18 protein-coding genes are annotated in these 18,675 nt (G+C 72.2%); 16 read left to right on the top strand and 2 right to left on the bottom strand.

All coding sequences use genetic code 11. The features are described from left to right. The first annotated feature begins 6 nt into the window (after positions 1 to 6). Both ABEB17_RS06200 and ABEB17_RS06195 read left to right on the top strand, forming a co-directional pair. A complete protein-coding gene (locus ABEB17_RS06200) occupies positions 7 to 621 on the top strand; it encodes a class I SAM-dependent methyltransferase (protein WP_345715724.1) in 615 nt (204 codons plus the stop codon). A 29-nt stretch (positions 622 to 650) separates the two neighbouring features. Beyond that, on the top strand, positions 651 to 1,034 hold the full coding sequence (locus tag ABEB17_RS06195) for a hypothetical protein (protein WP_345715723.1): 384 nt from the start codon (positions 651 to 653) through the stop codon (positions 1,032 to 1,034). Between the two features lies 1 nt (position 1,035). Here ABEB17_RS06195 and ABEB17_RS06190 read toward each other — a convergent pair whose 3' ends face one another. Then, positions 1,036 to 1,842, bottom strand: coding sequence for an HAD-IIA family hydrolase (locus ABEB17_RS06190; protein ID WP_345715722.1), 807 nt, complete (start codon positions 1,840 to 1,842; stop codon positions 1,036 to 1,038). Positions 1,843 to 1,881: 39 nt separating this feature from the next. Here ABEB17_RS06190 and ABEB17_RS06185 point away from each other — a divergent pair, with 39 nt between their 5' ends. The 12 genes from ABEB17_RS06185 to ABEB17_RS06130 all read left to right on the top strand — a co-directional run bounded on the left by ABEB17_RS06185 (position 1,882) and on the right by ABEB17_RS06130 (position 14,942). Continuing rightward, a complete protein-coding gene (locus ABEB17_RS06185; RefSeq protein WP_345715721.1) occupies positions 1,882 to 3,243 on the top strand; it encodes an FAD-dependent oxidoreductase in 1,362 nt (453 codons plus the stop codon). Positions 3,244 to 3,323: 80 nt separating this feature from the next. Continuing rightward, positions 3,324 to 4,355: a class II fructose-bisphosphate aldolase gene (fbaA, locus tag ABEB17_RS06180; RefSeq protein ID WP_345715719.1), complete on the top strand. Its 1,032-nt coding sequence runs from the start codon at positions 3,324 to 3,326 to the stop codon at positions 4,353 to 4,355. Positions 4,356 to 4,383: 28 nt separating this feature from the next. After that, positions 4,384 to 5,070 (top strand): GAP family protein, encoded by a 687-nt coding sequence (locus tag ABEB17_RS06175; protein ID WP_345715718.1) that lies wholly within the window; start codon positions 4,384 to 4,386, stop codon positions 5,068 to 5,070. 225 nt (positions 5,071 to 5,295) lie between these two features. Continuing rightward, positions 5,296 to 6,261, top strand: a complete 966-nt coding sequence (locus ABEB17_RS06170; protein WP_345715717.1) for a type IV toxin-antitoxin system AbiEi family antitoxin domain-containing protein — start codon at positions 5,296 to 5,298, stop codon at positions 6,259 to 6,261. 136 nt (positions 6,262 to 6,397) lie between these two features. After that, a complete protein-coding gene (locus ABEB17_RS06165; RefSeq protein WP_345715716.1) occupies positions 6,398 to 6,805 on the top strand; it encodes a DUF3151 domain-containing protein in 408 nt (135 codons plus the stop codon). A gap of 351 nt (positions 6,806 to 7,156) precedes the next feature. Continuing rightward, entirely contained in the window at positions 7,157 to 8,137 is a 981-nt protein-coding gene (locus ABEB17_RS06160) for a helix-turn-helix transcriptional regulator (RefSeq protein ID WP_345715715.1), read from the top strand. Positions 8,138 to 8,223: 86 nt separating this feature from the next. Continuing rightward, a complete protein-coding gene (locus ABEB17_RS06155) occupies positions 8,224 to 9,513 on the top strand; it encodes an adenylosuccinate synthase (protein WP_345715714.1) in 1,290 nt (429 codons plus the stop codon). A gap of 6 nt (positions 9,514 to 9,519) precedes the next feature. Further along, positions 9,520 to 10,941 carry an FAD-dependent oxidoreductase gene (locus ABEB17_RS06150; RefSeq protein ID WP_345715713.1) on the top strand — a complete coding sequence of 474 codons (1,422 nt, stop codon included), beginning with the start codon at positions 9,520 to 9,522 and terminating at the stop codon, positions 10,939 to 10,941. Positions 10,942 to 10,992: 51 nt separating this feature from the next. Further along, complete coding sequence (locus ABEB17_RS06145; RefSeq protein WP_345715712.1) at positions 10,993 to 11,550, top strand: AMIN-like domain-containing (lipo)protein; 558 nt, start codon at positions 10,993 to 10,995, stop codon at positions 11,548 to 11,550. Positions 11,551 to 11,616: 66 nt separating this feature from the next. Then, a complete protein-coding gene (locus tag ABEB17_RS06140) occupies positions 11,617 to 12,336 on the top strand; it encodes a hypothetical protein (protein WP_345715711.1) in 720 nt (239 codons plus the stop codon). 20 nt (positions 12,337 to 12,356) lie between these two features. Beyond that, positions 12,357 to 12,995 carry a GNAT family N-acetyltransferase gene (locus tag ABEB17_RS06135; protein ID WP_345715710.1) on the top strand — a complete coding sequence of 213 codons (639 nt, stop codon included), beginning with the start codon at positions 12,357 to 12,359 and terminating at the stop codon, positions 12,993 to 12,995. A 123-nt stretch (positions 12,996 to 13,118) separates the two neighbouring features. Next, the gene (locus tag ABEB17_RS06130; RefSeq protein ID WP_345715709.1) at positions 13,119 to 14,942 is read left to right on the top strand and encodes a DEAD/DEAH box helicase; all 1,824 of its coding nucleotides are present in this window, start codon (positions 13,119 to 13,121) and stop codon (positions 14,940 to 14,942) included. On the opposite strand, the gene ABEB17_RS06125 is transcribed toward ABEB17_RS06130, so the two are convergent. Beyond that, entirely contained in the window at positions 14,939 to 15,682 is a 744-nt protein-coding gene (locus tag ABEB17_RS06125) for a flavodoxin family protein (protein WP_345715708.1), read from the bottom strand. The genes ABEB17_RS06130 and ABEB17_RS06125 overlap by 4 nt on opposite strands. Before the next feature lie 35 nt (positions 15,683 to 15,717). On the opposite strand from ABEB17_RS06125, the gene ABEB17_RS06120 reads away from it, so the two are divergent. Together ABEB17_RS06120 and ABEB17_RS06115 are read left to right on the top strand one after the other, a co-directional pair. Beyond that, positions 15,718 to 16,890, top strand: coding sequence for an acyl-CoA dehydrogenase family protein (locus tag ABEB17_RS06120; protein WP_345715707.1), 1,173 nt, complete (start codon positions 15,718 to 15,720; stop codon positions 16,888 to 16,890). A 201-nt stretch (positions 16,891 to 17,091) separates the two neighbouring features. Continuing rightward, on the top strand, positions 17,092 to 18,501 hold the full coding sequence (locus ABEB17_RS06115; protein ID WP_345715706.1) for an aspartate aminotransferase family protein: 1,410 nt from the start codon (positions 17,092 to 17,094) through the stop codon (positions 18,499 to 18,501). The last annotated feature ends 174 nt before the right edge of the window (positions 18,502 to 18,675 follow it).

Below are 18,675 nucleotides of genomic sequence, written 5' to 3'. Positions count from 1 at the left end.
CGGCCGATGGTGACGACGCAGGCGGGCGCGACCGAGCCGGATTGGTCCGGGTACTACGCACGCCGGGCCGACCGCCCGCCGCGCGAGCTGCTGCTGCGGGCGCACGCGACGTACGAGCAGGGTGGTCGCGGCCCGGGCGAGGCGGTCGACCTGGGCTGCGGGGACGGCGCGGACACCGGCTGGCTGCTGCGGCACGGCTGGTCGGTCACGGCCGTGGACGCCTCCCCGGCCTGCGAGCCCTACGTGCGGTTGAATGCCGGCGACTACACCGACCGCCTCGACCTCGTCGTCGCGGACGTCGCGGACGTGGACCTGCCGGACGCCGACCTGGTGGTGGCGTTCTTCAGCCTGCCGTTCGTCGCGCCGGAGCGGTTCGACGACGTGTGGGAGCGGGTGCGGGCCGCGGTGCAGCCGGGTGGGGTGCTCGCGGTGGTGCTGTTCGGCGACCGCGACTCGTGGGCGGCCGAGCACCCGGAGATGACCTTCCACACCCGCGCGGCGGTCGAGTCCCGGCTCACCGGGCTGGACGTCGTCGAGCTGACCGAGGACGAGCGGGACGGCGCCAGCGACGTCGGACCCAAGCACTGGCACGTCTTCGAGGTCGTCGCCCGGGCCTTGTGAGCGGGGCCGCGCGGCTCTAGTTTCGCGCCATGACGCAGACCGGCGCCCGGCTCGCGCTGGTGGTCGGTGTGGGCCTGGCTCTGCTGGCCGTGCTCGCCTTCGGGTGGGCCACCGGACTGGCTGCAGTCGGTGGGGTGGCAGTCGGGCTCGCGGCGCTCGCGCTCGCGATCGGCTGGCAGGTCCCCAACGACCCGGACGACGGCCTCGCCCAGCGTGTGCTGCGGGGGGCGATCATCGGGTTCGGTGTGGCGGTGCTTGCGAACGGCACGCTTGAACTGGTCGACCGCCTGCAGTACGGCGCCGACGAGGAGTGGCTGACGTCGTTCCTGTTCTGGGACGTGCCCAGCACCCTGCTCTGCGCCGGGGTCGGCGCCGTCGTCCCGGTCGTCCGGTCGGCTGCGCGACGGGCCTGACTCAGCCCTGGTCCACGGGCTGGAACTGCCCCACCAGCGGGACGACGTCCGCTATCGAGTCGACGACGCGCGTCGGGCGGTACGGGAAACGGTCCACCGCCTCGGCCTTCGTCGACCCGGTCAGCACCAGGATCGTCCGCAGCCCGGCCTCGAGCCCGCTGATCACGTCGGTGTCCATCCGGTCGCCGATCATCACCGTCGACTCCGAGTGCGCGTCGATCCGGTTCAGCGCGCTGCGCATCATCAGCGGGTTCGGCTTGCCGACGTAGTACGGCTCGACGCCGGTCGCCCGGGTGATCAGCGCGGCGACCGAGCCGGTGGCCGGCAGCGAGCCCTCGGTGGACGGCCCGCTGGCGTCCGGGTTGGTGGCGATGAACCGCGCCCCCGCCTCGATCAGCCGGATCGCCCGGGTGATGCCCTCGAACGAGTAGGTGCGCGTCTCGCCGAGCACCACGTAGTCCGGGTCGCGCTCGGTCAGCGTGTAACCGACGTCGTGCAGCGCCGTGGTCAGCCCGGCCTCGCCGATCACGTACGCGCTGCCGCCCGGCCGCTGGCCGTCCAGGAACTGCGCGGTCGCCAGCGCCGACGTCCAGATCGACTCCTCGGGCAGGTCGATCCCGCTCCGCAGCAGCCGCGCCTTGAGGTCGCGCGGGGTGTAGATCGAGTTGTTGGTCAGCACCAGGAAGCGCCGCCCGGACGTCTGCAGCGCCGCGATGAACTCGGGCGCACCGGGGATCACGTGCTCCTCGTGCACCAGCACGCCGTCCATGTCGGTGAGCCAGCACTCGACCGGCTTCGGGCTCGTCATGGGCCCATGGTGACAGCACCGCCGGATAGCGTCGCGGGCATGACGAGACGACTGGTCGTGATCGGGGCCGACGCCGCCGGCATGAGTGCGGCGAGCCAGGCCCTGCGGGTGGCGGCCAAGCGCGGGCAGGAGCTCGAGGTGATCGCCCTCGAGTCCACCGACCACGTGTCGTACAGCCAGTGCGGGATCCCCTACTGGGTCGCCGGGGACGTCGAGAGCGCCGACGCGCTCGTCGCGCGCACGGCGGACCAGCACCGGGCCAACGGCATCGACCTGCGGCTCGGCTCGACGGTGACCGAGCTCGACCTGGACGCGCGGGCCGTCGTCGTGCGCACCGACGCCGGCAGCGAGCGGGTCGGCTTCGACGAGCTGATGATCGGTACCGGCGCCGAGCCGATCGTGCCGGACTGGGCCCGCGGCGTCCCCGCGGTGATGCAGCTGAAGACGCTGGACGACGGCACCGCCTGGCGCCGGCTGCTGGCCGCGACCGACGGCAAGGCACCGGAGCGGGTGCTCGTGGTCGGCGGCGGGTTCATCGGCGTCGAGGCCGCCGAGTCCTTCGCCAAACGCGGAGTGCGCACGCTCCTCGTCACCCGCAGCGACGAGCCGATGGCGCACTCGCTCGACCCGGCGATGGGCGCCCTGGTGCGCCGCGGGCTCGAGGACCTCGGCGTCGAGGTGGTCACCGGGGTCGAGGTGTCCGGCCTCGAGCAGCGCGACGGCGGGATCAGCGCGGCCTGCGTGAGCGGCGTGGAGCACCAGGCGGACGCGGTGGCGCTCGCGATCGGCGTCCGGCCGCGGGTGGCCCTGGCCCGAGCGGCCGGGCTGCCCCTCGGCGAGCACGACGGGCTGGTGCCGGACGACACGCAGCGCGTGGCCGACGGCGTGTGGGCGGCCGGGGACTGCTGCGAGGTCTGGGACCGGGTGCTCGAGCAGCACTGGTACACGCCGCTGGGCACCCACGCGAACAAGGCCGGGAAGGTGGCCGGTACCAACATCGGTGGCGGCTCGGCCCGCTTCGCCGGCTCGGTCGGCACCGCGATCACCCGCGCCGGCGCGGCCGAGGTGGCGCGGACCGGCGTCCTGGCGTCGTGGGCCCGCGAGCGCGGCTGGGACGTCGACGAGGTGAGCGTCGAGTCCACCACCGCGGCGGGCTACATGCCCGAGGCCGACCCGATCACGGTGCGCGTCGTCGGCGAGCGGGGTACCGGACGGCTGCTCGGTGGCCAGATCGTCGGCGGACGCGGCGCGGGCAAGCGGATCGACGTCCTCGCGATGGCGCTGTGGTCCGGGCTCACGGCGGCGGACGTCGCCGAGGCCGACCTCGCCTACTGCCCGCCGTTCTCACCCACCTGGGACCCGGTCGCCATCGCCTGCAAGAAGCTCGCCGCCACCCTCTAGCACTCGACCTGCGCTCGCGCCGTCCAATAGGTTCTAGCCAGGCCGCACCGTGACCGTGCCACGACCCTCCAGGAGCCTTGATGCCCATCGCAACGCCCGAGTCGTACGCCGAGATGCTCGACCGCGCCAAGTCTGGCGGTTTCGCCTACCCGGCGATCAACGTCAGCTCGTCGCAGACGCTGATCGCGGCGATCCAGGGCTTCGCGGAGGCGGAGAGCGACGGCATCGTGCAGGTCTCGACCGGTGGTGCCGAGTACCTGTCCGGCTCGACGGTGAAGGACATGGTGACCGGCTCGGTCGCGCTCGCCGCGTACGCCTACGAGGTGGCCAAGAACTACGACGTGCAGATCGCCCTGCACACGGACCACTGCCCGAAGGACAAGCTCGACGGGTTCGTCCGGCCGCTGCTGGCGATCTCGCGCGAGCGCGTCGCGCGCGGCGAGCTGCCGCTGTTCCAGTCGCACATGTGGGACGGGTCCGCCGTGCCGGTGGAGGAGAACCTGCAGATCGCCCGCGAGCTGCTCGAGGCCGCGCACGCCGCGCACATCATCCTGGAGATCGAGGTGGGCGTGGTCGGCGGCGAGGAGGACGGCGTCGTCGGCGCGATCGACGACAAGCTGTACTCCACGCCCGAGGACGCGATCGCCACCGTCGAGGCGCTCGGCCTGGGCGAGAACGGCCGCTACATGACGGCCCTGACGTTCGGGAACGTGCACGGCGTCTACAAGCCGGGCAACGTGAAGCTGCGCCCCGAGATCCTCAAGCAGGCGCAGGACGCGGTCGCGTCCGCCAAGGGCCTGGACGCCGGGTCCAAGCCGTTCGACCTGGTCTTCCACGGCGGGTCCGGATCGCTCCCGTCCGAGATCTCGGACGCGGTCGACTACGGCGTCGTGAAGATGAACGTCGACACGGACACCCAGTACGCCTTCACCCGCCCGGCGGCCGCGCACATGTTCCAGAACTACGACGGCGTGCTGAAGGTGGACGGCGAGGTCGGCAACAAGAAGGCCTACGACCCGCGCGCCTGGGGCAAGGCCGCCGAGGGCGGCATGGCCGCGCGCGTCGTGGAGGCCTGCCAGAACCTGCGCAGCGCCGGCCAGCGGCAGCGCTGACCCCCGACGTACGGCGGATGGAGGCGGGGTGTTCAGTCTCTGGGGCACGCTCATCCCGCTGATCCTCGGCTGCGCCCTCGTCCCGGTGCAGAGCGTGGTCACGATCCTGCTGCTGCGCGCCGAGAACGGCCGTCCGAAGGCGTTCGCGTGGGTCCTGGGCATGACGGGCGCGCGCGTCTTCCAGGGTCTGATCTTCGCGTTGCTGCTGCACACCAGCAGCGCCATCGCCGAGGACGCCGACGACGGGCCGGGCGCGGTGGCGTCGTTCATCTTGCTGCTGGTGTCCCTGACGATGCTGCTGTCGGCGCTCGGGGCCGCCCTCAAGCACGGTGACCCCGATGGGCCCCCGCCGCGGTGGCTCAGCGTCGTCGACCGGATCTCGCCGGCGAACGCGTTCGGCATCGGCATCGCGATGATCCTGCTCAGCGTGAAGTTCTGGGTCTTCACCGTCGGCGCCGTCTCGGCCATCGCCGGCGCTGGCCTGCCCCTCGCCGAGCGCGTGCTCTCGTTCGCGCTGTTCATCGCCCTCGGCGAGTCGACCCTGCTGGCGCTGCTGGCGATCGGCTTCGTCTCGCCCGTCCGCTCCGCGGCGCTGCTGGACAAGATCGTCGGCTGGCTGGTCGCCAAGAACCGCATCCTCGTCATGACGCTGGGCCTGGTGTTCGGGCTGTGGTTCCTGGTCAAGGCCCTGCACGGGCTGGGCGTCCCCTCCTGACACCTGCCCCCCGGCGTGCTCCGCCCCCGCTGTTGATCACGTTCAGTGGGTCTAGACCCGCTTCTCGAGGTGAACAACCCTCGAGAAGTGACAGCAGCCCTTGGGGTCCTCGTCGCTGGCGGCCGGGGGCGGTGCCGTCGTCCACAGGAAGCCCGGCCCGTCCCGTCGTCCACAGATGCCGGTAGAGGCCTACGCGACCGCGCTCTGGGCGGCGACCCTGTCCGGATGACCGGACTGCCTTACCCCCGCCTCGATGCCGTCGTCGCCGCGCAGCGCGGTGTCTTCACCACGGCCCAGGCACTGGACGTCGGGATGCACCCGCGCGAGATCCAGCGCGGTCTGGCGGACGGTCACTGGGTCCGCCTGCGGCGTGGAGTGTTCGCACCCAGCCGGTTCGTGACAGAGGCGGACGCCGCGGGCCGCCACGTCCTGCAGGCCCGCGCGGCGCACCTGACGCTGCGCAGTCCCATCGCGTTCTCGCACACGAGTGCAGCGATGGTGCACGGGCTGCCGGCGTACGACCTGGACCTGAGCGAGGTGCACGTCACCCACCCGGACGGGGCGTCATCCGGGCGTCACGAGGGGGGCGTGTGGCACCACGTCGGGGCGCTGACCACCGAACGCGTGCGAACGGTGGACGGCCTGCCGGTGTCGGACCTGGCGCGCACGAGCCTGGACGTCGCCCGCGTCGCCTCGCCGGCCAGTGCGCTGGTGATCGCGGACGCCGCCTGCGCGCGAGGCGTCACCCAGGAGCAGGTGCGTCGTGACCTCGAGGCCTGCATGGACTGGCCCGGTGCGCGGCGGGCGTCCCGGGTCCTGCCACTGGCGGACGGCCGAGCGGAGTCGCCGGGCGAGAGCCTGGCGCGCTGGGCCCTGCACCAGCTCGACCTGGCACCCGACGAGCTCCAGCTCGAGATCCGCACCGACGAAGGGGTCGTCCGAGTCGACTTCGCCTGGATCCGGTGGCGGTTGGTGGGCGAGTTCGACGGGAAGATCAAGTACGGACGCCTAGTGAAGCCGGGCGAGACCGCGTCGGACGTCGCCTGGCGGGAGCGGCGACGCGAGCTGGCGATCGAGCGGGCGAGCTGGGGCGTCGTCCGGTTCGGCTGGGCCGACGTCCATGATCTGCCGCGGTTGGGTCGGCTCGTCGTCGGCGGCCGGGGGCGTGCCGAGCGGCGGTGGGTGAGGTAGGCGCACTTCTCGAGGGTTGCGTCCACTTCGCAAGGGTTCTTCGCCTCGAGAAGCAGGTCTGGACCCACTGAACGTGATCAACATCGGCGCGCTTGGCGGGTGGGGGAGGGGTGGAGGCTCCTGACAGGATGGCGGGATGGACAACCTGCTGGGCATCCCCCCGACCAGGCTCGCCGACGAGCCGGAGCTGACCGTTGCCCGCGAGCTCGCCGCCGGCCGAACCCCCACCAACCTCGCCGCCGAGTACCCGGCGTCCAGCCTGCCCTGGGCGGTGCTGGCCGAGCAGGCGCTCGACGGCGGCCGGACGATCGAGGCGTACGCCTACGCGCGCACCGGCTACCACCGCGGGCTGGATGCGTTGCGGCGCAGCGGCTGGCGCGGTCAGGGCCCGGTGCCGTGGTCGCACGAGCCGAACCGTGGCTTCCTGCGCGCGCTGCACGCCCTCGGGGTCGCGGCGGGCGAGATCGACGAGACGGCCGAGCACGAGCGTTGCGTGACGTTCCTGGCGGACTGCGACCCGCAGGCCGCCCGCGAGCTGGGCTGAGTCGACGCCAACGGCAGAGCGCCAACGGCAGAGCGCCGACCCCGGATGATCCGGGGCCGGCGCTCCAGCGTCCCCAGATGGGACCCCTGATCGCATCTGCCCCCAGCGAGTACGGTCCCTGATGGTCTGGAAAGGACTGCCCGGTCCCGTCCGACCCCGTGGTCGCCATGCTGACTGCGATCCGAGTTCGCGGCCGACCCCTGCACCGGCCGCGCTCTCGCCACCACGATGATGCATCCCCGATAGGCATTCTGTCTGTCCCTTACCTGCCAATGGCACTAAGATGCCAAATATGACAATCGGTGGGCTGTGTGTCACGCCTAGCGATCACATCGGCGAAGGGCCCACCCGATGAGCACCGTCCTCACGACGTTCGGCATCGGCGACGAGTCGGACCGGCTCTACCGACGTGTCCTGCGCCAGGACGGGCTGCGCCTCGAGCAGCACGCGGAGGCGCTCGACTGGCCGCTGGAGCGGGCCCGGTCCGCGCTGCTGCCGCTCATCGAGCTCCGCCTGATCCGGCAGGACCTCGACGCCTCGCTGATCGCCCCGCACCCCCGCGCCGCCCTCACCCGGCTCGTGGACCGCGAGAACGCCCGGCTCAACCTGCGCCGGCGCGAGCTCGAGGAGGTCGCCGCGGCGATGAGCGAGTTCTCGGCCGACCACCTGGCCGGCCGCAGTGACGTCCTCGACCCCACCTCGCTCGACGTCATCCCCGCCGACTCCTTGGCCGGCACGGTGGAGGAGATGCTGCGGACGACGTCCGGCCCGATCCGCAGCTTCCACCTCGACGTGGCCGCCGGCGCCGCGGCGGACTCCGGCGTCGACAGCCGGGCCCGCGAGGACCTGGCCCGCGGCCGCGAGCAGCGGTCCATCTACCCGATCTCGGTCCTGGATGACCCGCAGCACCTGGCCTGGGTGCGGGACTGGGCCAGTCTCGGCGAGCGCCAGCGGCTGGTCGACAAGGTGCCCTCGGAGTACGCGGTGCTCGGTGACGCCTGCGTCATCTCGGCCCCGACCTGGGGTGGCACCGCGTCGTCCGCCGTGCTGATCCGGCTGCCGCTGCTGGTCGCCGCGTTCACCGCGGTCTTCGACGACGCCTGGGCCAGCGGCATCACGGTCCCGGACGAGTACATCGAGCAGGACGCCGACACGCGCCTGCTCTCGTTGCTGGCCAGCGGTTTCAAGGACGAGGCGATCGCCCGGTACCTGGGGATCGGGGTGCGCACGGTGCGCCGCCGGGTCGCCAACCTGATGGACGACCTCAGCGTGCACTCGCGCTTCCAGCTCGGCGTCGTGGCCGAGCGGCGGGGTCTGCTCGGTCGCCGCTGAACGCGCTCGGCCGAGGTTCGGTAACCTCGCTGCGTCCGGGCGCACTGCGCGGGCGTCCGGCCCCGGTGAAGGAAGTTGGTGTCAGCATGCCCGCGATCGTGCTCGTCGGTGCCCAGTGGGGCGACGAGGGCAAGGGCAAGGCGACGGACCTGCTCGGCAGCCGCGTCGACTACGTGGTCAAGTTCAACGGTGGCAACAACGCCGGCCACACCGTGGTCATCGAAGGCGAGAAGTACGCGCTGCACCTGCTGCCCTCCGGCATCCTCACGCCCACCTGCACCCCCGTCATCGGCAACGGCGTCGTCGTCGACCTGTCCGTGCTGTTCGAGGAGCTCGAGGGCCTGAACGCGCGCGGCATCGACACCACCAAGCTGGTGATCAGCGCGGACGCCCACGTCATCGCGCCGTACAACCGCACGCTCGACAAGGTGACCGAGCGCTTCCTGGGCAGCCGCAAGATCGGCACCACCGGGCGCGGCATCGGCCCGACGTACGCGGACAAGATGAACCGCATCGGCATCCGCGTCCAGGACCTGTTCGACGAAGGCATCCTGCGGCAGAAGGTCGAGGGTGCCCTCGAGCTCAAGAACCAGGTGCTGGCCAAGATCTACAACCGGCGGGCCATCACCGTCGACGAGGTCGTCGAGGAGCTCACCGAGCACCGGGACGCGCTGCGGCCCATGGTCGCCGACACCGGGCTGCTGCTGGGCCAGGCGCTGGACGCCGGCAAGACCGTGCTGCTCGAGGCCGGCCAGGCCACCTTGCTGGACGTCGACCACGGCACCTACCCGTTCGTGACGTCGTCCAACGCGACGTCCGGCGGCGCGTGCACCGGGTCCGGCATCCCGCCGAACCGGATCGACCGCGTCGTGGCCATCCTCAAGGCCTACACGACCCGCGTCGGCGAGGGCCCGTTCCCCACCGAGCTGCTCGACGACATGGGCGAGCACCTGCGCAAGACCGGCGGCGAGTACGGGACGACGACGGGCCGCCCGCGCCGCTGCGGCTGGCTGGACGTCGTGATCGGCCGGTACGCCAACCGCGTCAACGGCGTGACCGACTTCGTCATCACCAAGCTGGACACCCTCAGCGGTATCGAGACGCTGAAGATCTGCGTCGCGTACGACGTGGACGGCGTCCGGCACGACGAGATGCCGATGACCCAGAGCGACTTCCACCACGCCACGCCGATCTACGAGGACCTGCCCGGCTGGTGGGAGGACATCAGCGGGTGCCGCACCTTCGAGGAGCTGCCGGTCAACGCGCAGCGCTACGTCGAGACCGTCGAGCAGATGATCGGCCAGCGGGTGTCGGCCATCGGAGTCGGCCCCGGGCGCGACGAGATCATCAGCCGGCACGACCTGCTCGAGGAGTGACCCACCATGGCGGCGGTCGGCGCGGGCACCAGCGCGATCGTCGTCGGCGCGAGCATCGCCGGGATGCTGACCGCCCGGGCGCTCGCCGACCGGGTGGACGACGTCCTGGTCCTCGAGCGTGAGCGGCTGACCGACGCGGCGGACGAGCCGCCGCACCCGCGCGGCCACGTGCCGCAGGGACGCCACCTGCACCTGCTGCTCGCGGCCGGGCTGGACCAGCTCTGCGCGTGGTTCCCCGGCATCGACGCCGAGCTCGAGGCGGCCGGGGCGGTGCGGGTCGACGGCACCCGGGCCTGGTTCTTCCAGCAGGGTGCCTACCGGGCGCGGGGCGACTGGGGCACGGTGCTGATGAGCATGACCCGACCGCTGCTGGAGCAGACCGTCCGGCGACGGCTGGCCGACGTGCCGAACGTGCGGATCGAGGACGGCGTCCGGGTCGACCGGGTGCACCGGCAGGGACGGCGGGTGGCCGGCGTCGAGGTGGCTGCCGGGTCCGGCGTCGAGGTACGCCCGGCCGACCTGGTCGCGGACTGCTCGGGGCGGAGCTCGCGGATCGCGCACGACCTGGAGTCGTCCGGGGTGCTGGCGCCCCCGGTCTCGCTGGTGAGCATCGACTGCGCGTACGCGTCGTGCCTGCTCGCCCGCGGCCCGGACGACCTGGACGGCGGGTTCCTCGTGTGCGGGCCGACCCCGCCGCGCAGCTACCGGATCGGCGCGGTCCTGCCGGTCGAGGGCGACCGGTGGATGGTCACGCTGGCGGGGGTGCACGGCGACCCGCCGCCGACGGACGACGAGGGCTTCCGCGCGTTCACCCGCACCCTGCTCAGCCCGGGCGTCGCCCAGGTCGTCGAACGGTGCGAGCGGGTCTCGCCGGTCGCGCACTACCGGTTCCCGGCCAGCCGTCGCCGGCACTACGAGAAGGTGCCGGACCTGCTGCCGGGGCTCGTCGTCGTGGGCGATGCGGCCTGCAGCTTCGATCCGGTCTACGGGCAGGGCATGGCTTGCGCTGCGTTGCAGGCCGCGTCGTTGGGCGAGCTGCTGCGGACGCTGCCGCCGGGTTCGCCGGAGCTGCCGCGGAGGTTCCACCGGCGGGCGGCGAAGATCCTGGACGCGCCGTGGTCCATCGCGGTCGGCGCCGACTTCCTGCACCCGCTGACCCAGGGTCCGAAGGCGCCGGGAACCGACCTGGTCAACCGCTACGTCCTGCGGGTCCTGCTGGCCAGCCACACCGACGTGGCCGTGGCCCGGCGGTTCAACCGGGTCCTGCAGCTGGTGGAGCCGCCGTCCGCGCTGATGCGGCCGTCGACGGTCGCCCGGGTGCTGCGCGCCGCCCGGCGCTCGCCCGTCCGCACCGGGCGGGCGCTCGTCCACCCTCGGGTCGGGCCGGTTGCCGGCCCGACCGACCGGTCGGCCGACCCGCGGGGCTGACAACCGGAAGGCGTGCTGGCGCGTTCCAGAGGTGTCCGAGAGGAGGACACCATGAAGCTGACCCGCACCCGCGCGTTGCTCGCCGTCCCGTTCCTCGCCGCCGCGGCGGCCCTGACCGTCGTCGCCGCCCCGACGTCCGCCAGCGCCGCGACGTGCAGCACGGCCTGGGGCTCGCTCGCGAAGAGCCACCCCGCCGGCAGCCACAAGTACGTCACCGGGGTGCGCGCCGGACGCCACGCCTGCTACGACCGGGTCGTCGTGGACCTGGCCGGCCGGGCACCGGGGTACAACGTCCGCTACGTCAGCGCGGTGACCATGGACGGCAGCGGCAAGCCGGTCCCGCTGCGCGGTGGCGCGCGGTTGCAGGTCACGGTCGTCGCGCCGTCCTACGACACCGCCGGGCACCCGACCTACCGTCCGGCGAACCAGCGGGAGCTCGTGGACGCGGCCGGCTACCGCACGCTGCGGCAGGTGGCCTGGGCCGGCACCTTCGAGGGCTACACCACGCTCGGGGTCGGCGTGCGGGCGCGGCTGCCGTTCCGGGTGTTCACCCTGGCCGGTCCCGGCAGCGGCTCACGGCTGGTGATCGACGTCGCGCACACCTGGTGATGTATCAGCGCACCCCTGGCACGGCTCGGTTCAGGTGACCCTGGCCGACCTGCCGAGGAGAGCGTCATGCCGGTCCCGCCGATCCCACCGCCGATCCCACCGCCGATCCGGCCGCCGAACCGGCCGCCGATCCACCTGGCGACCGCGGTGCACACGGCCACGTTCGAGCAGGGTGTCGAGCCGCAGCGCTGGGCGCCGGGGGACTTCCTGCTCACCCGTGGGCACGGGCCGGTCAGCCGGATGATCCGGTTCGGCGAGCGGCTGCGCATCCACGGTGAGGACCGGCGCTATGCCTGGTTCAACCACGCGGCGCTGGTCGTCTCGGTGGACGGCGACCTGGTCGAGGCGCTCGGCAGCGGGGTGGTCCGCAGCCACGCGTCGAAGTACCGGGAGCGCGACTACGTCGTGGTCCGCACCCACGCCAGCGCGCATGACGTCCGGCAGGTGCTGGCCTTCGCCGAGTGGGTCGTGCAGCGCCGCGCCAAGTACGGGTTCGTGACCCTGGCGAGCCTGGCGCTGACGATGCTGACCGGCTCGAAGCTGACGTTCTTCGTGGACGGCCGGTACATCTGCAGCGGGTTCGTGGCCAGGGCGATGGAACGCACCGGCACGCTCTTCGACCGCGACCCGGTGCACATCACGCCGGCCGACCTCGCCAAGTACTACGGCGCGTGCCCGCCGGCCGAGGTGCTCGCTGCGGCACAACGAGACCCGCAGCCGGTCGCCCCGGTCGAACCGCCCCCCGTCGTCCACGTGCTGGACCTCCCGCGGCAACGCGCGTCGTAGCCGGGCCCTAGCGTGTGGCCATGAGTGCCACCGCTCCCGACGCCCGGCCGCTGGTCGGGCGCGTCGTCCGGCTCGACCCGATGGTGGCCGGCGACGCACCTGCCTTGTTCGAGGCCCTGGACGACGAACGGGTGTACGCCGCGGGGTACGGCGGTGGGCCTGCCGGTCGTCCCGCCGACGCGGACGGCATGCAGGCGACGACCGCGTCGGCGGTGCGCGACCGCGAGCTCCGGCCGGGGCACCCCTCGTACCGGGTGGCGTACACCGTCCGGCTCGTCGCGGACGGTGACCTCGGTGCAGCGGGCACCGTCGTCGGGACGACGTCCCTCGGCGACGTCGTGGTGGGGGACGAGAAGGCGCACATCGGCTGGACCGGGTACGGCCCGCGCTGGTGGGCCACGGCGGTGAACCCCGAGTGCAAGCTGTTGCTGCTGGGGCACGCGTTCGACGACTGCCGGCTCGGCCGGGTCAAGCTGCAGACGGACGTGATCAACACCCGCTCGCAGGCCGCCATCGCCAAGCTCGGCGCGACCCGCGAGGGGGTGCTGCGACGGCACAAGCGCCGCGCGGACGGGACGTTCCGCGACACCGTCGTCTTCTCCATCCTGCGGGACGAGTGGCCCGACGTCCGCGACGGCCTGCTCGCCCGCCTCCCCTGACGACGTTGATCACGTTCAGTGGGTGCAGACCCGCTTCTCGAGGCGAAGGACCCTCGAGAAGCGGCAGCAACCCTCGAGAGGTCCCCCAGTGCGGGACCCGGCCGGGTGCCCCTCGGCTCCGCCATGCGCGACGATGGTCGGGTGAGCGACGACGAGAGCACGGACGGTCCGGCGGACGACGGCACCGAGTCCAGCGCGGGCGCGCCCCCTGAGCCGGCGCGCACGTTCGCGGACCTCGGCCTGCGCCCAGAGCTGCTGGACGCGCTCGCCGCCCTGGGCTATGAGGAGCCGACGCCGATCCAGTGGGCAGCGATCCCCAAGCTCGTCGATGGCCACGACCTGCTCGGCCAGGCCGCGACCGGCACCGGCAAGACCGCCGCGTTCGCGCTGCCGATCCTGCAGCAGCTGCGCTCCGGCGACCGCGGCAAGGCGCCGAGCGCGATGGTGCTGGTGCCGACCCGCGAGCTCTGCATGCAGGTCTCGGAGGCGTTGCACCGCTACGGCCGCGGCCTCGGCGCACGGGTGCTGCCGATCTACGGCGGCCAGCCGATCGGCCGTCAGCTGCGCGAGCTGGAGCGGGGCGTGGACGTCGTCGTCGCCACCCCCGGCCGCGCCATCGACCACATCAACCGCGGCACGCTCGACCTCACCTCGATCGCCGTCGTGGTGCTGGACGAGGCGGACGAGATGCTCGACATGGGCTTCGCGGAGGACCTCGAGACGATCCTCGCCGCGACCCCCGAGGCCCGTCAGACCGTGCTCTTCTCCGCCACGATGCCGAGCCGGATCAACGGCATCGCCCGCCGGCACCTGCGCGAGCCGGTGCGGATCGAGATCGAGCGGGCGGTGCCGTCGTCCGGGCAGGCGCTGGTCCGGCAGACCGCGTACGTCGTGGCGCGGGCGCACAAGGCGGCCGCTCTCGGGCGGGTGCTGGACGTCGAGTCCCCGACCGCGGCGATCGTGTTCTGCCGCACCCGCGAGCAGGTCGACGAGCTCACCGAGACCCTGAACGGGCGCGGCTACCGGGCCGAGGCGCTGCACGGCGGGATGAACCAGGAGCAGCGCGACCGGGTGATGGGTCGGCTGCGCGCGCAGACCGCGGACCTGCTGGTCGCCACGGACGTCGCCGCGCGCGGCCTGGACATCGACCACCTCACGCACGTCGTCAACTACGAGGTGCCCGCGGCCGCCGAGTCGTACGTGCACCGGATCGGCCGGGTCGGGCGTGGCGGTCGCGAGGGGGTGGCGATCACGCTGGCCGAGCCGCGCGAGCACCGCATGCTCAAGACCATCGAGCGAGCCACCCGCCAGAAGATCTCGATGGAGAAGGTGCCCACGACCGCGGACCTGCGGGCCCGCCGCCTCGAGCTCACCCGCGCCGCGCTCTACGAGAGCCTCCTGGAGGACGACCTCGACCGGTTCCGGGTCGTCGTCGAGACGCTGACCGACGACTTCGACGTCATGCAGGTCGCGCTCGCCGCGGTGAAGCTGGCCCACGAGGCGACCTCGGGCGGCTCGGACGATGACGAGCCCGAGATCCCGGAGGCAAGCGTCCCAGCGGGCGATGCCGGACGTCGGCCGGCGGGCCGAGCGGGCGCCGCCGGCGCGTCCGGCGGCGCGGGCTCCAGCGGCCCACGCGGTCGCAGTGCACCCGGCGAGGGTCGGGCCCGGCTCTACATCTCGCTGGGCCGGGCGGCCGGCATCCGTCCCGCGGACCTCGTCGGTGCGATCGCCGGCGAGTCCCGGCTGACCGGACGCGACGTCGGCTCGATCGAGATCACCGAGCGGTTCTCGCTGGTCGAGGTACCGGCGTCGGCGGCAGACGAGGTGCTGGAGGCGTTGCGCGCCACCAGGATCAAGGGCCGCAAGGTGACCGCGCGGCGCGACCGGGACGCCCCGGGTGGGGTCCGTTCGGCAGGCCGTCCGCCGCGCAAGCCGCGCGACTAGCGGTACTCAGGATTGGCGAAGCCGAACCGCTCGCCCTCGAACCACTGGGGCCGCTGGTTGCCGTACGCCGGGATCCCGCCGGCGTCCTTCAGGATCCGCGCCAGGTGCAGCAGGTTCCACGTCATGAACGTGGTGTTGCGGTTGGTGAAGTCGTTGTCGAACCCGATCGGCGGTCCGCCGTCCTCGCTCGGATCGCCGTAGCTGGCGCCCGGTCCGACCTCACCGATCCAGCCGGCGTCGGCCTGCGGTGGGATGACGAAACCCAGGTGCTGCAACGAGTACAGCAGGTTCATGGCGCAGTGCTTCACGCCGTCCTCGTTGCCGGTGACCAGGACGCCGCCGACCCGGCCGTAGTAGGCGTACTGGCCGTCCGGGGTGAGCTCACCGGAGAAGGAGTAGAGCCGCTCGACGACCCTCGTGGCCACGGATGACTTCTCTCCCAACCAGATCGGCGTCCCGATCACGAGGATGTCGGCGTCCATCACCTGGCGTTGGATGGCCGGCCAGTCGTCGCGGTCGAAGCCGTGCTCGGTCATGTCGGGCTGCACGCCGGGCGCGATGTCGTGGTCGACGGCCCGCACGTTCGTGACGGCGACGCCGACGGACCGCATCAGCTCGACGGACAGGTTCATCAGCGTCTGGGTGTGCGAGAGACCCGGGGACCGGGTGAGGGTGCAGTTGAGGAACACCGCCGACAGGTCGTCGTACCTGGCGGGAGGTCGGGTGACAGGTTGCGACATGAGCCGATCATGCTCCTCGTGCGAGCATGTCCGCCATGAGCGCACGCATCGCACCGCTGGAGCTGCTGAAGCTGTCCGACCTGCTCACCGACGACGAGCGCGACATCCAGTCGTCCGTCCGGGCGATGGTCGCCGAGCACGTCAGCCCGCACGTGGCCGAGTGGTTCGAGGCGGGCACGCTGCCGGCCCGCGAGCTCGCCCTGGAGTTCGGCAAGCTCGGCGTGCTGGGCATGCACCTCGAGGGCTACGGCTGCGCCGGGCTGAACGCGACGTCCTACGGCGTGGCCGCGATGGAGATCGAGGCTGCTGACTCCGGGATCAGGTCGATGGTGTCGGTGCAGGGCAGCCTGGCCATGTTCGCGATCCACGCCTACGGCAGCGAGGAGCAGAAGCAGGAGTGGCTGCCCCGGATGGCTGCGGGCGAGGCGATCGGCTGCTTCGGCCTGACCGAGCCGGACCACGGCAGCGACCCCGGCAACATGCGCACCCGCGCGAAGCGGGACGGCGACGACTGGGTGCTGGACGGCGCCAAGATGTGGATCACCAACGGCTCGGTCGCCGACGTGGCCATTGTCTGGGCGAGCACGGATGACGGGGTGCGCGGTTTCGTCGTCCCGACGGATGCGCCGGGGTTCAGCGCCCCGCTGATCAAGCACAAGCTCTCGATGCGGGCGTCCGTGACCAGCGAGCTGGTGCTGGACGGCGTGCGGCTGCCGGGCTCGGCGGTGCTGCCCGGCGTCAAGGGCCTGCGCGGTCCGCTGTCGTGCCTGACCGAGGCCCGCTTCGGCATCGTCTGGGGGGTCATCGGGTCGGCTCGCGACTGCCTCGAGACGGCGATCGACTACGCGGTGAACCGCGTGCAGTTCGGCAAGCCCATCGCGGGCTTCCAGCTCACCCAGGAGAAGCTGGCGAACATGGCGCTCGAGCTGGACAAGGCGTTCCTGCTCGCGCACCACCTAGGCCGCGCCAAGGAGGCCGGCACCGCGACGCCGCAGATGGTGAGCGTCGCGAAGCTCAACAACGTGCGTGAGGCCATCAAGATCGCCCGCGAGTGCCGCACCATCCTGGGCGCGAACGGCATCTCGCTGGAGTACCCGGTGCTGCGGCACGCCAACAACCTGGAGTCCGTGCTCACGTACGAGGGCACGTCCGAGGTGCACACCCTCGTCGTCGGCCAGGCCCTGACGGGCATCGACGCCTTCCGCTGACCCGCCCCACACCCTCCCCCGGCTTCCGCCATCCAGGCCCCTTTCCGACGCTCAGGCCGGTTTCGACGTCCGGAAACCGGGTTGGACGGCGGAAACCGGCCTGAGCGGCGGAACCGTGGGTGACGGGGTGGAAGGGGCCGGGCGCGATCGGCGTACACAGTGTTCGACACGGGACGGCGTGGCCGACCTAGGCTGGCCGTCATGAGCACCGTGACCGTGGAGTCCCTCGCGCCCGCCGCCCCGCCCCTCGACCTGGACGGCGCCCAGCGCACCCACGACCTGGACCGCGCGCACGTGTTCCACTCCTGGTCCGCCCAGGGCGCGCTGGACCCGATGGTGATCACCGGCGCCCAGGGCAGCTGGATCTGGGACGGCAGCGGCCGCCCGCTGCTGGACTTCAGCAGCCAGCTCGTCAACACGAACATCGGCCACCAGCACCCGGCGGTCGTGCGCGGCATCCAGGAGCAGGCGGCGAAGATCTGCACGGTCGCGCCGCAGCACGCGAACGCCGCCCGCAGCGAGGCCGCGCGGCTGATCGTCGAGCGCGCCCCGGGCGACGACCTGAACCACGTGTTCTTCACCAACGGCGGCGCGGAGGCCATCGAGAACGCCGTCCGGATGGCTCGCCTGCACACCGGCCGCCGCAAGGTGCTCACCCGCTACCGCAGCTACCACGGGCACACCCAGGCGGCGATCCACATGACGGGCGACCCGCGCCGCTGGCCGAACGACACCGGCGCCGAGGGCGTCGTGCACTTCTTCGGCCCGTACACGTACCGGTCGGCCTTCCACGCCAGCACGGACGACGAGGAGTGCGCCCGCGCGCTCGAGCACCTCGAGGCCGTCGTCCAGATGGAGGGCCCGGCGACCATCGCGGCGATCGTGCTGGAGACCATCCCCGGCACCGCCGGGATCATGGTGCCGCCGCCGGGCTACCTGGCCGGCGTCCGGGAGATCTGCGACCGCTACGGCATCCTGTGGATCGCCGACGAGGTGATGGCCGGCTTCGGGCGCAGCGGTGCCTGGTTCAGCGTCGAACACTTCCAGGCGACCGGCGGCGGGACGCTGGCGCCGGACCTCATCACGTTCGCCAAGGGGGTCAACTCCGGCTACGTGCCGCTCGGCGGCGTGCTGATCAACGGCCCCGTCTACGAGACGTTCCGCGAGCGCCCGTACCCCGGTGGGCTGACCTACTCGGGGCACCCGTTGGCCTGTGCGGCCGCGGTGGCCACGATCACCGCCATGACGGACGAGGGGATCATCGAGAACGCCGCCCGGATCGGCGCCGAGGTCATCGGACCGCGGTTGGCCGAGCTCCAGGGCAAGCACGAGGTGATCGGTGAGGTCCGCGGTCTGGGCGTGTTCTGGGCGCTCGAGCTGGTGAAGGACCGTGCGACGCGCGAGCCGCTGGTGCCGTACAACGCGTCGGGGGCCGCGGCGGCGCCCATGAACGCGCTGGTCGGGGCGTGCAAGAAGCGTGGCCTGCTGCCGTTCGTGAACATGAACCGGCTGCACGTGGTGCCGCCGTGCACTGTGACGGAGGGTGAGGCGCGCCTTGGCCTCGACTTGCTCGACGACGCGCTGACCGAGGTCGTGAGCACGCTCTCATAGTCGAAGTTGATCACCGTCCGTAGTGGGACGAATTCGGACATCGGATAATTGTCCCCAGGGGGTAGCGCGCAGGCGGTTGATCTGACAATCTTCCGTCCAGCCGGTTCGCCGGCGCCGAGAACGGCACCGTCACCACCCCCCCAATGACGGTCCTGCCTCGGACGAGGCCCCCGT

Source organism: Angustibacter luteus, assembly GCF_039541115.1.
GTDB lineage: Bacteria > Actinomycetota > Actinomycetes > Actinomycetales > Angustibacteraceae > Angustibacter > Angustibacter luteus.
Note: the sequence above shows the minus strand (reverse complement) of the source record. Positions and strands in the feature narration are given on the sequence as shown.

Excerpts from the sequence above, each read along its gene's own strand:
- ABEB17_RS06150 (WP_345715713.1), top strand. The coding sequence starts at position 9,520 with ATGGCGGCGGTCGGCGCGGGCACCAGCGCGATCGTCGTCGGCGCGAGC.
- ABEB17_RS06190 (WP_345715722.1), bottom strand. The coding sequence starts at position 1,842 with ATGACGAGCCCGAAGCCGGTCGAGTGCTGGCTCACCGACATGGACGGC.
- ABEB17_RS06170 (WP_345715717.1), top strand. The coding sequence starts at position 5,296 with ATGACCGGACTGCCTTACCCCCGCCTCGATGCCGTCGTCGCCGCGCAG.
- ABEB17_RS06165 (WP_345715716.1), top strand. The coding sequence starts at position 6,398 with ATGGACAACCTGCTGGGCATCCCCCCGACCAGGCTCGCCGACGAGCCG.
- ABEB17_RS06195 (WP_345715723.1), top strand. The coding sequence starts at position 651 with ATGACGCAGACCGGCGCCCGGCTCGCGCTGGTGGTCGGTGTGGGCCTG.
- ABEB17_RS06125 (WP_345715708.1), bottom strand. The coding sequence starts at position 15,682 with ATGTCGCAACCTGTCACCCGACCTCCCGCCAGGTACGACGACCTGTCG.
- ABEB17_RS06185 (WP_345715721.1), top strand. The coding sequence starts at position 1,882 with ATGACGAGACGACTGGTCGTGATCGGGGCCGACGCCGCCGGCATGAGT.
- fbaA (WP_345715719.1), top strand. The coding sequence starts at position 3,324 with ATGCCCATCGCAACGCCCGAGTCGTACGCCGAGATGCTCGACCGCGCC.
- ABEB17_RS06115 (WP_345715706.1), top strand. The coding sequence starts at position 17,092 with ATGAGCACCGTGACCGTGGAGTCCCTCGCGCCCGCCGCCCCGCCCCTC.
- ABEB17_RS06140 (WP_345715711.1), top strand. The coding sequence starts at position 11,617 with ATGCCGGTCCCGCCGATCCCACCGCCGATCCCACCGCCGATCCGGCCG.
- ABEB17_RS06145 (WP_345715712.1), top strand. The coding sequence starts at position 10,993 with ATGAAGCTGACCCGCACCCGCGCGTTGCTCGCCGTCCCGTTCCTCGCC.
- ABEB17_RS06135 (WP_345715710.1), top strand. The coding sequence starts at position 12,357 with ATGAGTGCCACCGCTCCCGACGCCCGGCCGCTGGTCGGGCGCGTCGTC.
- ABEB17_RS06120 (WP_345715707.1), top strand. The coding sequence starts at position 15,718 with ATGAGCGCACGCATCGCACCGCTGGAGCTGCTGAAGCTGTCCGACCTG.
- ABEB17_RS06160 (WP_345715715.1), top strand. The coding sequence starts at position 7,157 with ATGAGCACCGTCCTCACGACGTTCGGCATCGGCGACGAGTCGGACCGG.
- ABEB17_RS06155 (WP_345715714.1), top strand. The coding sequence starts at position 8,224 with ATGCCCGCGATCGTGCTCGTCGGTGCCCAGTGGGGCGACGAGGGCAAG.
- ABEB17_RS06200 (WP_345715724.1), top strand. The coding sequence starts at position 7 with ATGGTGACGACGCAGGCGGGCGCGACCGAGCCGGATTGGTCCGGGTAC.
- ABEB17_RS06130 (WP_345715709.1), top strand. The coding sequence starts at position 13,119 with ATGCGCGACGATGGTCGGGTGAGCGACGACGAGAGCACGGACGGTCCG.